The 16238-nt window shown below is 38.0% G+C and carries 14 protein-coding genes and 1 tRNA gene; 8 read left to right on the top strand and 7 right to left on the bottom strand.

Translation table 11 applies throughout. From position 1 onward, the window contains the following. Position 1: 1 nt before the first annotated feature. A complete protein-coding gene (locus OWEHO_RS01980) occupies positions 2-364 on the bottom strand; it encodes a hypothetical protein (RefSeq protein ID WP_014200778.1) in 363 nt (120 codons plus the stop codon). A 184-nt stretch (positions 365-548) separates the two neighbouring features. Here OWEHO_RS01980 and OWEHO_RS01975 point away from each other — a divergent pair, with 184 nt between their 5' ends. After that, positions 549-869 (top strand): hypothetical protein, encoded by a 321-nt coding sequence (locus tag OWEHO_RS01975; protein ID WP_169312753.1) that lies wholly within the window; start codon positions 549-551, stop codon positions 867-869. Positions 870-1147: 278 nt separating this feature from the next. Next, complete coding sequence (locus tag OWEHO_RS01970) at positions 1148-1504, top strand: hypothetical protein (RefSeq protein ID WP_014200776.1); 357 nt, start codon at positions 1148-1150, stop codon at positions 1502-1504. 74 nt (positions 1505-1578) lie between these two features. Here OWEHO_RS01970 and OWEHO_RS01965 read toward each other — a convergent pair whose 3' ends face one another. From OWEHO_RS01965 to OWEHO_RS01955, 3 genes are read right to left on the bottom strand one after another with little or no spacing between them, the layout of a single operon-like run. Beyond that, positions 1579-2403, bottom strand: coding sequence for a hypothetical protein (locus OWEHO_RS01965; protein ID WP_014200775.1), 825 nt, complete (start codon positions 2401-2403; stop codon positions 1579-1581). 14 nt (positions 2404-2417) lie between these two features. Next, on the bottom strand, positions 2418-3803 hold the full coding sequence (locus tag OWEHO_RS01960) for a DUF5723 family protein (RefSeq protein ID WP_014200774.1): 1386 nt from the start codon (positions 3801-3803) through the stop codon (positions 2418-2420). Continuing rightward, entirely contained in the window at positions 3800-5332 is a 1533-nt protein-coding gene (locus tag OWEHO_RS01955) for a hypothetical protein (protein ID WP_143764460.1), read from the bottom strand. Before OWEHO_RS01955 ends, OWEHO_RS01960 begins: the two co-directional genes overlap by 4 nt. Positions 5333-5511: 179 nt before the next feature. Between OWEHO_RS01955 and OWEHO_RS01950 the strand changes: the two genes are divergently transcribed. Further along, positions 5512-7596 carry a hypothetical protein gene (locus OWEHO_RS01950; RefSeq protein ID WP_014200772.1) on the top strand — a complete coding sequence of 695 codons (2085 nt, stop codon included), beginning with the start codon at positions 5512-5514 and terminating at the stop codon, positions 7594-7596. After that, the gene (locus OWEHO_RS01945; RefSeq protein ID WP_014200771.1) at positions 7597-8844 is read left to right on the top strand and encodes a DUF5723 family protein; all 1248 of its coding nucleotides are present in this window, start codon (positions 7597-7599) and stop codon (positions 8842-8844) included. On the opposite strand, the gene OWEHO_RS01940 is transcribed toward OWEHO_RS01945, so the two are convergent. The 3 genes from OWEHO_RS01940 to OWEHO_RS01930 form a co-directional block, all read right to left on the bottom strand. Further along, a complete protein-coding gene (locus tag OWEHO_RS01940) occupies positions 8841-10733 on the bottom strand; it encodes an OmpA family protein (RefSeq protein WP_014200770.1) in 1893 nt (630 codons plus the stop codon). The two genes, OWEHO_RS01945 and OWEHO_RS01940, sit on opposite strands and share 4 nt — an antisense overlap. A gap of 139 nt (positions 10734-10872) precedes the next feature. Next, the gene (locus OWEHO_RS01935) at positions 10873-11502 is read right to left on the bottom strand and encodes an SET domain-containing protein (protein ID WP_014200769.1); all 630 of its coding nucleotides are present in this window, start codon (positions 11500-11502) and stop codon (positions 10873-10875) included. Positions 11503-11675: 173 nt separating this feature from the next. Beyond that, complete coding sequence (locus OWEHO_RS01930) at positions 11676-12491, bottom strand: rhomboid family intramembrane serine protease (RefSeq protein WP_041627359.1); 816 nt, start codon at positions 12489-12491, stop codon at positions 11676-11678. A gap of 149 nt (positions 12492-12640) precedes the next feature. Between OWEHO_RS01930 and OWEHO_RS01925 the strand changes: the two genes are divergently transcribed. The 4 genes from OWEHO_RS01925 to OWEHO_RS01910 all read left to right on the top strand — a co-directional run bounded on the left by OWEHO_RS01925 (position 12641) and on the right by OWEHO_RS01910 (position 16238). Then, positions 12641-13843 carry a Kelch repeat-containing protein gene (locus OWEHO_RS01925; protein WP_014200767.1) on the top strand — a complete coding sequence of 401 codons (1203 nt, stop codon included), beginning with the start codon at positions 12641-12643 and terminating at the stop codon, positions 13841-13843. Between the two features lie 13 nt (positions 13844-13856). Beyond that, on the top strand, positions 13857-14429 hold the full coding sequence (locus OWEHO_RS01920) for a pentapeptide repeat-containing protein (RefSeq protein WP_014200766.1): 573 nt from the start codon (positions 13857-13859) through the stop codon (positions 14427-14429). Positions 14430-14646: 217 nt separating this feature from the next. Next, positions 14647-14719 (top strand) — tRNA-Lys (locus tag OWEHO_RS01915). A gap of 238 nt (positions 14720-14957) precedes the next feature. Continuing rightward, positions 14958-16238 (top strand): AAA family ATPase, encoded by a 1281-nt coding sequence (locus OWEHO_RS01910; protein WP_014200765.1) that lies wholly within the window; start codon positions 14958-14960, stop codon positions 16236-16238.

Genomic DNA, 16238 nt, shown 5'->3' with positions numbered 1-16238 from the left:
TCTAAAATGGAATAGCTTCAAACCCAAAGTAGAGCTGCCACAGTACTGTGAAGGCACCAAGTATTGGGTACAAGTAAATTCTCACAAACTTCTTTAGCCGAGGTCTGTCTATTTCCATTCCCATTTGCTCAAATAGGTAGGAATAAAAAGTGGCGTCTCCTTCAGTTTTGAGATCATGTTTTGCATTGAGCAGACATTTATCGAATACCATAAATTGTAAAATCACAATTAGGTACGAAGTAATCATCAAGTACCAGGAAAATAAAAAAGGACCAACCCAAGCCAAAATGCTGATGAAAAGGTGGAACCAAAAACTAAAATTGTGACTGCTGTCTGAGGTATTTTGAACAGGAACATTTTGCATGCTTGCAAGATAATTATAAGTGTTAAAACTGAAATACGGAATCTCTCAAACTACCGTTATCACTATCAAAATCTATATATTCGTCTTGATAATAACAGATGACTCCTCTAATTTTTTTCTACTCTAAAAACGCTAATAGATTTGAAACCTAATGGTTAAGTCACTACAAAATGAAACAAAAAATTTGATCCTCGAATTTGAAATGCGAAAAAAACGTGTGCTTAAGTGTACACATTTTGAGGATTTGATTGCGGAAATTGATAATTCTTTGGCTCTCACTTTTAAAACTTGTCAACAATCTGCAAGTGGGCAAAATGAGTTACTGGCTAAATTTAGCCAATCCACAAATCATCTTAAAGATATACGAGCTTGCTTATTGGAGCTTCGCCCAAATTATACTTTACACTTTGCTCACGAGATAAATATGAGTATAGGCATGATTCAATTTGAGCTATGGAATGACAGCAAGCAAAAGCTATATGAACTTTTGGATAGTGTTGCTTAAAGAAGATTTTTATCGATAAAAATCTTCTTTAAATCATACCTTCCTGATTCTTAACACCCTCAATTATTTCAAAATTTAAGGCCTCGATATGGGGCCTTAATATTGGGTATACATTCTTAATAAATGCTTCTTACAAAGTGCTTTAAAGCTCAAAATAGTATATCTAAGCTTAACAAAAGTAGCACCTGCCCTTAACCAGCTTGATTGGTTTCTTCAGTCTATTTGTGGTGTTAAAAAAAACAAACACCAAGTCAAAAACCAAAACAAAGACTGACACCATGAAAACTAAAACAATTCTACTAAGCACAGCCCTTACCCTACTCTCTTATTTTCAAGTATCGGCTAGTGGCGAAGAAGGTGAAGCTGAAAAAAAAGTGGCCAAAAGCTACTTCAGTATTGAAAACCAATTTGCTTCAAAACTTAGTTCCCCATTTTTTGTAACTCAAGAAATGACTCCACAAACAGTATTCATCAAATTTCATGTTACCAACAGCTTTAAGGTAATAATTGATGATATGGCTTGCGAAGACAATAGACTGAAAAGTCATATTGAAAAAAGCCTGGCTTCTCAAGCCATATTTGTGGACAAGGAAAATGTAAACAAGAGCTATTCTATGAAAATGACTTTTAAATAAACCTCGACCTCCATTAAATCAAAAAGACCCGATACGGATAGTATCGGGTCTTTTATTATTTTGTCAAAGTTCGATTAGAAGCCATTGAATTGTTTGGTTACTTCAATTTCAGTTTCGCCTTGCTTCAATTTTATTTTAGCTAAATTATTACAAGCATCATCCGCTAAAAAGTCAATAGCAGCCTCCGTTACGTCAGGAATACTATCATTTGGTTGAAGTGTAAGCTCAATAATTCCAGATACCATCTTAAACTCACAACTTCTATCGTAGTTCATCGCTTCGGTGATTGATGTAGATAGCTCTCTATTATCCTTCAAATCTTTACCTGTTGCGGTACCACTGATATCAAATACGTCATCATCGCTGTTGCTCAAGGTTGTAAATCCTTTTCTCCAAGAAATGGTTTTATTAGCATCAATTTCAATTTCTTGGTCTGCTGAAAATCCTGTGATTACAAGTCCAAAATCACTACCTGCTTTATCAAGCTCTATGCTTCCAGTAACTTTTTCATCATTTACTGAATATCCTTTAAGCTCTATGTCTAAAGAAGCCGATGTCATATAATCACCTGACTCTATTACTTCTATTATGCCTTTGCGTGTTCTGCCATCGCTGCCAATTACACCTGTTCCAAAATTAATTGTAACATTTGACCCACTGCGAATTACAGTTGCACCATCTACCATAGCTGAATCATTAACCTGAAATAAAGAATCTCTAAGGCTTACATCAACAACACTGTAAAGGTTGTATAGAGATGCCTCTGTTTTCATATAACTTTCACTCACCTGAGCATCGCCTTCAGAAAGTAAATCTTCAAGACTTGTATCCTCACATCCTACTGTTAGTGCAAAAGCTGCCATTAAGATGGTCCCGCTAAAAAGTTTCGAGTTTTTCATACTTTGATTTTTAATTATTGGTTTTCAAGTTTTACTGGCTCCAAAGCGTCTTCAACATTCGTAGGTGCCTTAGTTTTATTCTTCTTAGTCTTTTTGTCAAATAATGCAACATTTAACCCTAGCCTTACATTGGTGGTTTCAAGGTTCTCATAATACATGATGTTCAAAAAATTGTCGGTAAGCAAATACAGCTGTACTGGCCCTAACTTAGTTTGAAACCCAGCTCCCACATTATTATAAGTTCCATTAATAATAGAATAGCTAACAGTATATTGAAAAGCTCTGGCTAACCTTCCTTGGTAGTTTACACTAAAGTCATGATAGGTTGTTCCACTCCACAACTTCATTTGATAAACAGCTCCAAAAGTGTGCCTCTCATTAATTTTATAATTGGCTGCCAAAAACACTCTTGACGCTAGCCACTTTGTATATTTTTCACCGTCTACCTCCGTAAATTCGAAGGCTGCTGCAAGACTATCCAATATTTCATCAAATGAGCCTACAGGATCATCATCATTAAGATTAGCATCCACACCTTCGTACTCAAAGGTTCCTTTGCTAACATAATCTCTAGTGCCGGATTTCCAGTTTATAAAACCTAAATCCAATACACTCGCAGAAAAAGACCACTTATCATCTAGGACATAATTTGCGCCCAAGTCAATTCCAAAACCATTATTATCTGGAAATACACTTGTCTTAATTTCAAAAGGATTCTCTTCAATGTAATCACTGATTCCAGCAGTCCGAATTATAATATCCGTTTCAATTTCCAAGTTTGAATTATCCAAAGTCTCTATTGTGGCATCCATTTTTTCTACATAAGCATGACCTTGACCTATAATATACTTAAAACGTCCACCGAGACTTAATTTATCATTCACATCTTTTTGATATCCTATGTAGTAATTGGTTCTAGTTACAGTTTCAAAATCAAACTCAGAAACATTAGAGCTACGATAATCTGCCCCAGCATTTCCAAAACGAACTAATCTCAATAAGTCCACGGGGTAATCCATTCTATAGTCTGTTACCTGCTGGGCGCCTAGAGTTAAAAACCCTCCACTCACTTGAAAACCTACACCTAGCAAATCAATAGACTGATTAATGGCAAATTGACTTTCATCATCGAGACCCAGGATAATATTATCCAGATTTTCATTTACGTCAGTCCCTGTTTCAAAAAGATCTATTGGCCTAAAGCCATCATTATGATAAGAAACTTGAATGCTCGATAACAAAGGAATTCCAACCCACACGCGAGTTTGTTGTGGCAGTGCAGGATTTACATGCAAGCTCTGCGCAACGCTGTTAAAATTATAAAGTGTAAGATCGGACTGAGCAAAAGAATGCGTAGAAAATCCAACCAAAGCAGAAGCGAAAAGTATTAGCTTTTTCATTCGTCATTCAATTTTACATTCAACTTTACTCGAGCGGCAATCCTTATCCCAAGCTCATAATCTGTATAAAGAGTGGCTACTTGGCTCCCGCTATTTGCGGTACTTATTTTCCCTACAAAGCGAAGCTTGTCCGCGTGTTGTATTCTATCCAACATTTCAGCTGTAAATGTTACCTCCAGGCGCTCAACTGGGGCATTGGAAGTTACCCTTCCACTGCCATCAACAGGAGCTGCCTTTAGCAATGGCAACTGAAACCCCTGAATACTATCTCCTGTATTAATTTCAAGAAACTGAACATCCACAAACATGTCAAATGGAAAACCATTATCAGTGTAAAATATTAATGTGAGTGCTTCTACTTCCTCTGGGTTTTCACTAAAAAAATCAATATCATCCAGAATTTTATCCAATTGCATATTATCGGCTCGCAAACGAAGTGGCACATCTACATCCACTCCTACTTTCACACCCGAGTTCTTTGTAATAAAATTATTTGCCATGCCAGATGGATTGAGCTCCACCTTACCTGAGTAAAGCACTTCAGCCGGAATGTTGGCCAAAAAATCGGCAATATTACTATTGCTCTTATCGAAGGTAATTGAGTTTTGCTTCGGTGTAATAGGGTCATCCGCTGCAGCTATCGGCTTGTTTCCAGCATCCAGACTTACTACATCTCCTTTTGAATTGATACCATCCAAATCTAAATTCATGGATAAGTTGGCGCCTAATGTACTTGACGTATTTAAGGTTAGTTTAGGCTCAGTAAGGTAAAGGCCATTCACCAAGTCATCTAAACCGGAAATATCTAAATCCAGACTGCTTCCAGGTATATTAATACTTCTCTGACCAAAAAATCCAGTCGCTTCTTCCAGCCCCAGTCTTTTGAACTGTGTAATAACTTCAATTGAACTAGATGGTGCCATCGCAGATGGATTTAAAACCTCCATCGACATGCCTATATAATTCACTTTTTGCTGCCCCCCAGTAAAGTCAAACTCAATATTGGAGAGGTCAATAGAATCTTTGGCGAAAGTTTCACCCGTAGATAAAGTCACCGTTTTACTAATAGGATTGCCATTCTGAATAGCATTTTTTAAAGTTACCTCTACATCTACAGCGGATACAGCGGGGCTTGTGGTTTCTAAATTGATTACATAAAAACCTGCTGAAAAAGTAGCTTGTCCGAGCTCTACACCGCCTAGCGTTCCCAATTGAATATCAGTATCCAGCTGTGGTGCACTTTTTTGTAAAGAAACGGAAACAGGGTTTTGCTCTGGAATTTTAACAAATTCTGAGGCTGAAATATAAAATAGGCTATCCTTAGTATATTTTATTCTTAATGCATTATCTGGATCCACTACAATGTTTGTATCTCGTGCTTCTAAGTCTTCAAGGCTGAGAGTTGCATTGATTAGTGGCGCTTCTATTTCAGGCTGAAACCTGATGTCTTTCGCCATGTCGAAATCTAGCTTATCCTTAGAGCAAGACATAGCTATGACAAGCACTGCGAGAATTGTTAGTTGTTTCATAAAAGTTCGAGAGTTTGGTAAAACTTCGGCTAAGTTAAAAGTTTTGGGCATGGCTGAATTATTTTTCTATCAAACTTACGTTTTACTAGATGTATGACACAAGGAGGAAAAAGCCCCTTATTGCTAAATCAAAAATCTGTTTGGTATCTTGCAAACTTATTGCCCTGATTTAAAAATTGATGAAACCCTATATTTCCATCTTGCTTTTGGCTGTTTTAGCCTTTAGCTGTAAGCCTGACCCAAAAATTCCTAAATGGGATGTTGAAGCACTTACCCCATTGGTAAGTACCCGAATGGATATTGGTGATATTCTTGCGGACTCCAATCTAACCATAGATCCAGATGGTCTGGTGAGCATAGTTTATCAAAATAGATTAGCCACAATACTTCCCAATGAAATTATTAAGCCATTAGATGCTTCATTTGCCAATATTATAAAGCTTGAAGATATTAATCTTGGAAGTCCAACAATCAACGATGCAATTTCATTAGGGTATTTAAGTAAAAGTGGCACTCCTGTAGGTCAATTCATAATTTATAATAACGGAAAAACTACTATCATACCGCCTTTTAACACCACTAATAAGAAGACTTTTACCGTAGACGCGACCAATATTTTTCAAAATATAACTCTAGTTTCTGGGGAGATAACCGTAAAATTATATAATGATTTGCCTCTAGTACTTACTGATATTGAGTATAATTTGAAAAACAAGGTTTCCGGTACTACCCTTGCTCAAAAAACTATTGACACACTAAAACCTCAAGAGACTTACTCAGAAACCTTTGCGTTAAATGGAATGACCATAGAAGGTGAGCTGAGTGCAACTTTAGCTAAATTGGGAACTCCCGGTAGCGGTCAAGATTCAATGTTAATCGATACCTCACGTAAAATTTTCATCACAGTATCTCTGGACAATTTAGTTCCATCTTCTGCTACGGCAATTTTTCCTGATCAAATTTTGGCCAACGATACCGCTGATACAGAAATAGAAACTGGATCGGCTCAGCTCACTTCTGTAAATGTAAAAAGTGGTTCGATTTATTTGAATGCTACTAGCACCATCGAAGATCAAATTAGCTTAGATTACTCTGTACCAGGAGCTACTAAAAACGGGGTGCCTTTTGCAATAATAGAAAATGTGCCCCCCGCTCCTGCAGGTGCCACATCTTCCAAAAACTCTACCGTAGACATTAGTGGATATAATATTGACCTTACAGGAAGGCCTTCTTATACCAACATTTATAACACCTTTCACACTATACTTCTAGGCAAAATTGATTCAACCGGCAACCTCATAAGCCTTTCGCTACAAGACAGTGTATTAATAGAAACAGGTATTTCCGCACTCACGGCAGATGAAGGTTATGGCTACTTAGGCAAAGATACCAGCCTGGCTGAAGACGTAAATGAAGTTTCGCTTTTTGGAAACCTACAAAACAGTAGCATCGACCTAGAAGAAGTAAAGCTTAAGCTTGAATTTGTAAACCGTATTGGTGCGCCTATTGACATACAAATCGATCGCCTTTCATCCAGCAATGCAACAACACCTCAAGGCATTAATCAAGGAAACAGCACAGATCTTGCATGGAATGGACTTGGCACTGTAAGCACAATTCCGGCAGCAACATTATCAGCACTGAATCTCCCAATAGCCTCTAGTTTGGAAATAGACTTAGATAAAAGCAATAGCAACCTGGATGAGCTGGTTGAGGCCAACCCAAACTTCTTCAGCACAAGTGTAACTTCATACCTCAATGGCCCCACAAACGCTCCAGATTACAATCAATTCATCTTTTCTAAATATGGAATAGACACCTATCTGAATCTTGAAATCCCGATGCATTTTTCCGCCACGGATATTCATATTTCAGATTCCATGGCCTTTGATTATTTCAGCCTGGATAAAGATGGTCAGCTTCAGCAGGGTGTTTTGAAACTGATTTCTAAAAACCATTTTCCTCTGGGTGGCTCCGTGGAAATTTATTTGGTAAATGATATGGGCGTACGATTGGGGATTTTAAGCACCAGCGACCGAATACTTCCCGGAGAAACTAATAGTGCGGGTAAAACTATTTCTGAAGTACAGAGCATTCTAAACTTTCCGCTAAATGCTGAGCAAGTGGCCAACTTAAAAAAAACCACACGGATTGTAATGGATGTTCATCTGGAAACTCCTTCACCTACTGAAAAGGTAAAGCTTTATCACACCGATTATCTCGATATGACCCTTTCCGGGGATTTAACTATTCGTACCAAGTAAATGAAGCATTTTTACTCCTGCCTTTTCATTTTTAATGCACTATTTGCTTTTGGTCAATCTTCGGATACCAATATGGTTGATGATGTAATTTTACCTGTAAAGCAGTACCCTTATCTTTCGGCCAAAGTGCAATATGGAGCACTCAGCAACTCGCTTTCGGCTATTGAACTTTTGAATTTTGTTTCACAAGATTTTCTTGACAATGATGAAAAAGAAGAGCTTTTAGAGAGCATCCCCTCCTCTTTACGTTTTGGATACATTCGATCTTTTAGTGCAGGTTATCAAGAACCCGGATATGACATTTTTGGAGCTTATAAAAAAGGTTGGGGAATAAATGTGAGAAACACCTATTATAACAGTGCAAAACTCAGCAAGGACCTTCTAAACCTTATGTTTTATGGAAATAAACCTTATGCCGGAACTACGATAAATATTGGTGACTCAAAATTCGAAACCTGGTATTTCTCATCCATTGATTACAATTTTGATGTTTTACTAGACAGCATTTATCCACTTCAACTTACTGTCTCCTTACATTCTGGCCACGACCATAATTATTATGGTGTAAAAATGGCCAGCATTTATACCGATCCTCAAGGTGCGTATTTAGACATGGATTTGGATTATAAAACCCGCGATAAAGATGGTGACGTACATCCGATGGCTGGAATCGGTGCATCTGTAGGTGCTGCAATAGAACTTCCCATAAAGGAAAAAGGGAGCTTGCAGCTTAGTGTTTCAGACTTTGGAGTAATGTATTGGGACAAAGGAAATGTGCTAAATGCCGACAGTACTTTTCGATTTGAAGGCGTTTACTTTAGTGACATTTTTGACTTGAATGACAGCTTGAGAGATCACGCCAGCGATGAATATAAAAGTGCCTTTTACTATAGTGATTCAAGAAGCTACTATAGATTAATGCCTTTTAAAGTTTCTGCCGCCTACACGCACAAAACAGATAAGTACAAATGGTTGCCAGAAGTATTTATTGGAGCAAATTATCGTTACCTGGCAGGATACTACCCCCAACTAAGAGGCGGTGCACGAATAAAAACTGGTCGCAAGCAGCAGCTTACCGCAATAGCCACAGTGGGCGGCTACACATGGGCCGGTGTAGATTTGGGCTATGATTTTCAAATAGGCCGTGATTGGAAATTTGCCTTAGCTATCCACAATATAAATGGACTTGTAATTCCTGTAACTTCGGGTGGAGCCTTCGGCACAATAGCCGTTCAATACCGACTTTAAATTCCAGTGATTTTTATTTCGGTACGTCTGTTTAAAGCACGCCCCTCTTCAGTATCATTTGTTGCCACAGGCTCGCTGTCGCCAAATCCTTTGTAGCTCAATCGCGAAGCATCAATTCCTTTATTTACAAGATAATTATACACCGCCTTGGCTCTATTTTCACTAAGAGTCTTGTTATGAGACGCTGAACCTTCATTATCAGTATGTCCTTCAACACTGATCTTCACCGTTGGGTTTTCTTTCATAAAATGCTCTACAGTAGCCAATTCTGAAAAAGATTTTTCATCAATTTCATAGGAATCAAAACCGAAGAAAATATTCTCCAATTTCACTTTGTCTCCAATTTCTATTGGCAGTAGTTCTACGTTTAGCTCAAAAGCTCTCTCCTGAGATTCCGTTTTCAAACTGAAGTTTTTAGAGTAAAAAAGAAAGCCCTTTTTCTGTACACTCAAACCGTAGTCCCCGTTTCCGGGAAGCACAGAAAAGTAGCGGCCGTCTCTCCCACTGTTCTCCAAAAGCACAACTTTGTTTTTGTCCAAATCGCTAAACTCAATTTCAGCATCCACAAGTTCGCCCGTTTTCTTATTAGTCACCTTTCCTTTTATATAGGCGATTTCCACTGCCTGCGATTCTTCCGGTAATTCAAAACTGTATAAATCTAACAGGCCAAAACCACCAGCAATATTATCAGAAGAAAAGAAGCCCGTTTTACCATCAGGAGAAACTATCAAACTAAACTCCTGGCCGCTTGTGTTAATCGGATAACCCAAATTTTGAGGCTCACCCCAAGTTCCGTCTTCTTGTCTGCGACTCACAAAAAAGTCAAGGTCGCCCATGCCCGGATGGCCATTTGACGAAAAGTATAAACTCTGATTATCGAAGTGTATATACGGTGAAGTTTCCTGTCCTTTAGTATTCACCTTGCCGGGAATTTTTTGAGCTTCACTCCATCGGCCATTTTCAAGTGTGGAATACATTATTTCTATATTCTTGTCGTAAGAATTTCTACCTCGCACAAAATAGATGGTTTTACCATCAGAAGAAATGGATGGCTGGCTTTCCCACATTCCAGTATTCACATTTGGGCCAAGGTTTACAGGCTTACTCCAAAAACCCTCTTTGGTGAGAAACGAAGCATAAATATCGCAAGAGCCTTGCCCCTGTGGACGGTCACAAGCCGCGAAGAAAATCACATTTCCACTTGCCGTGATAGACTGCGCACCTTCGTTTAAAGTAGTATTAAGGCTTCCTTTCAAAGGGCTTGCTTTACCCCAATCTGCGCCAACTGAATCCCTGGTGGTAAACCAAAAATCCTCATCACTTGGGTTACCGTTTGGATCGCGGTGTGTAAAAACTAAAGTGTTGCCATCAGCAGAAATGCTTGGAAAATACTCCATCGCCTTGCTGTTTACTTTTTGACCTAAATTTTGTGGGTTATAAGCTTTTGGCTGCTGCGTGGCGGTTAATGCAAATTCGCAATTCTCAATCAGCTCATTGGCCTGGCTCATATACTTTTGCGAAGCCTGAGGGTTTTGCGCATAGCGCTTCAAGTATTCAATAGCCTTTGAATATTCTCCTTCATTAAAAAGTGCTTCACCGTAAAATAGATTTACATAAAACGGAGCATTGTTTTGCAAGGCTTGCTCATACAGAGGCAGAGCTTTGTCCCCTTGCCCCATTTCCTTGTACAAATCTGCTTTAAAGAGAATAGCTTCAATAAAATCCGGACTATCAGTAATGGCCTTATCCAAATCGTCAAGCGCCTTTTGGTAATTGTTGTTACGCATCTCTTCGCGAGCGCTATTGAAGTATTTAAATGACTTCTTAGACTGTGAAAATGCAGAAAATGACAAACTGAAAATCAGAAGAGCGAGCGATAAAAATCTCATAGAAATGGGTTATAATTCCCAAAGAAACAAAAACTGTGCATTAATGTACACTTCAAATAAAATAGGAGCGAACATCCTTACTAGCAGAATGCACGCTCCTATCTCTAATCACTGAACAATTTTTAATTATTTCAAAGCTCTAATCTCCCGTTTTGCGTAAGCTACTATAGCCTCGTTTTACCTTTTCTTCATCATAATAAATATTGAGAATCGAGTCCATTTTTTCCCTCCCCTCAGAAATTGCTCTTACCTTGTCCCATTGCGAAGCACTCAACAGTTTCCCTAGTGGCTGTTCACGTTTTAAGATATATTTAAAACTTGCTTCCAGCTTTTTGTCCCAAGCATGGTGATACTTTACCAAGTCATTTGGGTAAACCGTTTTACGTCTGGTTCCTTCAGCATGGGCCCTAAAAGGTTCTGAAATATTCAGATACCCATAATCATCCGTAAGCTGCTCACCTGGCTCAATGTCGCGTACGGCAATCTCAAAATCATAAGCTGTAGAAATACAGTTGGAATTGAAACTATGGTTCACAAATCGACCGTTGTCCCAGCACAGAATAAAATTACCGGCACTATTGCGATAAGCGTACACATCAATGGTATTCTTAATTGGGTCTGAAAGGGCCTCTACTTCTTGTGGAGTAAACTCTCTGTCCAATTCATCCAGCACCCAGGTTATGGTACCTTTTGGGATCATTTTTTTGGCTACCACACCGTAGCCAATTTCATCAGAAATAAACCGAACTTCGGTATCAGGGTGTATCATTATTCCATTAAAATTTACTCGAAATTAGCTAATGGAATGACACGAAAATCACTTTCACCCAAAGGCGAATGAAAATAATAAAATTGATTTTCAATAAGTTACACAAAGGTCAGATGGAGCAGAGTTTTTAGGCTTATTTTTTCTTCCCAAGAATTAGCGCTTCGGGTATTTTCTTATCTAAAGTGATTTAAAAACTCTCTTTCCTGGTGCGTTAAGCTGTCGGCCCCGTGCGTATTTACTTTTTCCAGAATACGGTTCAATTCAGCTTTAAGCTGAGCCTGTCTTTCATTGTACGAATCATCCATCGTTTGTGGCTGTACCTGCCTTTTAAACAGCCATTGAGGCTTTTGCCAGGCAATTATCATAAAGATAGCTGTGGGAATAAATATGAGTAGAATGGTAAAAGTATTATTGAAGAAAGCCTGTGGATCAAAAAGTAAAGCAATGAGCAAACCTACAATGGCACCACCAAGGTGCGCCTCGTGTCCTACATTGTCACGCTGGCTGCGGATGCCATAAATGGAATACGCTACAAAACCCAAACCAAACACCCAAGCCGGAAAGAAAATGGGTAGAAACAAAAGCCCCAACTTCATTCCTGGAAACAAAGCAATGGCAGCAAACACAACTCCACTCACCGCTCCGGAAGCACCTACTGCTCTATAACCCGGGCTGTTTCTATGTACAACTAACGAAAACAAACTCCCTGCTAATAAGCTTCCAAAATACACCGCCAGCAAACCTTCTATTCCTAAGCTTCTCTCGATATTTCCAGCAAAGAAGAAAAGAGAAAGCATATTAAAAAGAAGGTGGTTTCCATCTACGTGAACGAAGCCTGAACTTATCATTCGATAGTATTCTTTTCCGCCCAGAATCTTACCAACTTCAAAAGTCCATTTATCTAAAAATGCACGATTCTTAAAACCTTGTAAACTTATTATCACATTGGCCGCAATAAGCGCCATCGAGGCCATATCCAGATTCATCATATTCTAACATTGTTGAAGGCAAATGTATGGATAGAAATCAGTCCCACTAAGAATTCACGGGCTTCATTGTTTTGGTTTTAAAAATCTAATCTTGCAATAAGATTTTTGCTAAACCGTTCAACTTGATGCAACCGTAAACCTTTCAATACTTGAAAAGACTAATTATACTCTTACTTAATTTTTCCATTGTGGCTGCTGGTTTTAGCCAGAGCTGGATTCAAAAAAGTGACTACCCGGGTGTAGCTTGTGATGATGGTACATCCTTCACCATTGGCAACAAAGCTTATTGCGGCACAGGAATGACGCCTTGGTTTTCTACAACCACAGATTTCTATTCCTTCGATTTAGTTTCCGAAACCTGGACTAACTCTACCCCGCTACCGACTGGTATGGAAAGACAATATGCTGTAGGACTTTCAGATCAATCTTTTGGCTACTTATTTGGCGGCACGGGAAACGGTATTTTTTATAACGATTTATGGAAATTTGATCCGGCTACCGCTATTTGGACACAACTCAGCTCCATGCCCGACTCTGGCCGAAGCGGATCCACGGGTTTTATAATTAATGACACGATTTACATTGTTGGAGGCACCAAAACCATGGGCGGTGCCATTCCCGATGTGTGGGCCTACTCCATAAATGATGACTCCTGGGAACAAAAAAACGACCTCCCGTACACTATCTGGACCGCCAAATCTACATCTGTAAATGGCAAGGGCTACCTTACATTTGGCATGACCGATAATGGAAGTTTTCCCGAAAACCTGTTGGAATACATCCCTCAAACCGATAGTTGGATCGATTTACCTCCTTACCCCGAGACAGGTCATTCTCATGGCTCAATGGTTTCAAGTGGCAACTTTTTGCTTACTATGGGCGGTCGTGATTCTCTTGGAGTTTACTCTAAATACTTGCATCGCTATGATATCAATAACCAAACTTGGCAGCAGCTTAGCGCGATACCAGACTCTGACCGCAAAGGAGGTATGGTATTTAGCAAAGATGAAAAGCTGTATTACACCACGGGAATTACAGCCACCAATACAAGGCTTAAACAAACCTGGAAATGCACTGATGCACTCATCAGCAACCAAGAGTCTGAAATATCAAAATGGAAGGTTTTCCCAAACCCTGTTCAGGATAAACTACGAATAGAAATTGAAGAGAGTTTCAGCTTTGAAAAAATCAATTTGGTGCTTACTGGCATTCAGGGAAAAGTATGGATGGAACAGGCAATTAGTGGACAAAAATCAACGATTGACATGAGCGCATTACCGCAAGGTTTGTACTTTGCCAGCCTAAAAGGCAGCGGTCACTTCGGCACCATTAAGCTGCTAAAAACGCACTGATAACAAACAACTAATGGATATTTCTTTTGTGGATGATGAAGTTTTTGAGTCCAAAGATTTTACTTCTGAAGCACTTAAAAAAGCAGAGTACAGCTACTGCACTTTTCGCAATTGTAATTTTGAATCAACGTCCATTTCAAACTTTATTTTTGATGAATGTGAGTTTGAAAACTGCAACCTGAGTAATGCTGATGTAAGAAATACATCTTTTAGAAACTGCAGTTTTTCGGGTTGTAAAATGCTGGGCCTTAAGTTTAATGAGTGCAGTTCTTTCCTCTTGAGCTTTTCATTCTCTACTTGCAATCTTCAGTTTAGCTCCTTTCATAATCTTAAGATTTCGAAGACTTACTTTAATAATTGTAAACTGGAAGATGTTGACTTTAGCGATACCCAACTAAATGAAGCTGATTTTAATTTATCCAATTTGAGAGGGGCCATATTTGACGGCACAAATCTTACGAAGGCCAATTTTTCAACCGCCAATGGCTACTCCATCGATCCTGAGAATAATAAAATTCAGAGAGCTCAATTCTCAAAAGATGGCCTTGCAGGACTTTTGGATAAGTATCAACTTAAAATTGAATAAACGCAAATCACACAGAACAAGATTATTACACCTGCGTGGTTGAGATATTCCAAATTTTATCAAAAAAAAGCCTTCAAAATGCTGGTGTACTTAATTTGTTTTTACATCTTTGCCGCCCCTTAAAAACAACATATAAGTGCTATAAACACTGTGATTGTCTAAAGGATTTTTATTTTTTTGAGTGTTCAATTTTCCACCAAAAATTAAAAAGACATAGGATTCAGTAGCTCAGTTGGTAGAGCATCTCCCTTTTAAGGAGAGGGTCCAGGGTTCGAGCCCCTGCTGAATCACTTTTTAAAAGCCTCAACAGTTGTTGGGGCTTTTTCTTTGCCCTCTACTCCCATTTATCAATCTGAGATCATAAACAAAAAGACCTTCTGCAGGATTGAAACGCACTGCATCGATAGGTTCGCTTTCATGAATATTTCCGACATTTCAGAAATTAAACACTTACTTTCACTTTTAACCTATTCAAACCAAGAAAGCAATCATATACAGATGCTTGAATATATTGTAAAACAATAGTAAATGGAAAAGATATTCTTAAAAAACTATAAAGGATTTAAACATGAGGTAATCACCTTAGACGAAATCAATTTTTTAGTAGGAGAAAACAGTACAGGTAAAACATCCTTATTGAAAGTGATAAACTTACTATCTAGTTCTGAGTTTTGGTATGACTATGAATTTAATAACAATGAAGTAGAGTTGGGTTACTTCGAGGAAATAATAAAGAAACAGGCGAATGCTGACTTTTTTCAATTAGGTATTGAGAGAGAATATAAAAATAGTGAACATAATGAAAAGCAAGTTTTCAGAGTAGTATTAGAGTTCCATGAACTAAACTCAGTACCAGTACTAAAACTAATAAAATTAAATATCGCTGATCGTGATGTCCTCATAAAATTTGCCAAAAAGCAAATTAGTTACAGAGTAAAAGAGCAAAATACCTCTGAATATGAGAGTTGGATATCTGATTTTGATTTCCCCAAAAATTATAAAGTTCTTCCCTCGTACTTTGCAAGACATAACCTACCTGTATACATTTTAGCCCACCTAATTGAAAACGAACTCATTAAAAATATTGAGATTACCAAGTCTAATCGTTATTTTAATAATGTAAATCTTTATTCCAGTTACAAATGGTTAGCTCCTATAAGAGCGAAAGCCAAAAGAACATATGAATCTTATAAAATTAAATTTTCCCCAGAAGGAGAGCACATTCCGTCAATTCTAAGGCAAATTCTATCCAGCAAATCACAAAAAGAAAAGACCAGAATAATCGGTGCCTTAGAAAAATTCGGGAAAGACAGTAATTTATTCGATAAAATAGAAGTTCGGGAATTGGGTAAAAAAAATAGTTCGCCCTTTGAAATAATTGTCAAATATGAAAACATTGAGGTCAAATTACCAAATGTTGGATATGGTGTATCTCAATCTCTACCGCTAATTATTGAAATATTATCCTCTAAAAATACATGTTTTTCAATACAACAACCGGAAGTTCATCTACATCCAAAAGCACAGTCCGCCTTTGGTAGTTTTCTATTTAACGCTGTAAAAGTTGACAATAACAAGTTTATAATTGAAACCCATAGTGATTTTACAATAAATCGATTACGGTATAAATTGAATACAGCAAAACAGGATGTGAATTTCACTTCCAAGGTATTGTTTTTTACTCGTAGTAGTGAGGGTAATACAATTACGAAAATTGGAATTAATAAAGATGGCTCCTATTCACAAAATGTACCTTCGAATTACAGAGATTTTTTCATTGATGAAGAACTCAAATTATTAGAAATCTAG

Origin of the sequence: Owenweeksia hongkongensis DSM 17368 (assembly GCF_000236705.1) — a bacterium.
GTDB lineage: Bacteria > Bacteroidota > Bacteroidia > Flavobacteriales > Schleiferiaceae > Owenweeksia > Owenweeksia hongkongensis.
Note: the sequence above shows the minus strand (reverse complement) of the source record. Positions and strands in the feature narration are given on the sequence as shown.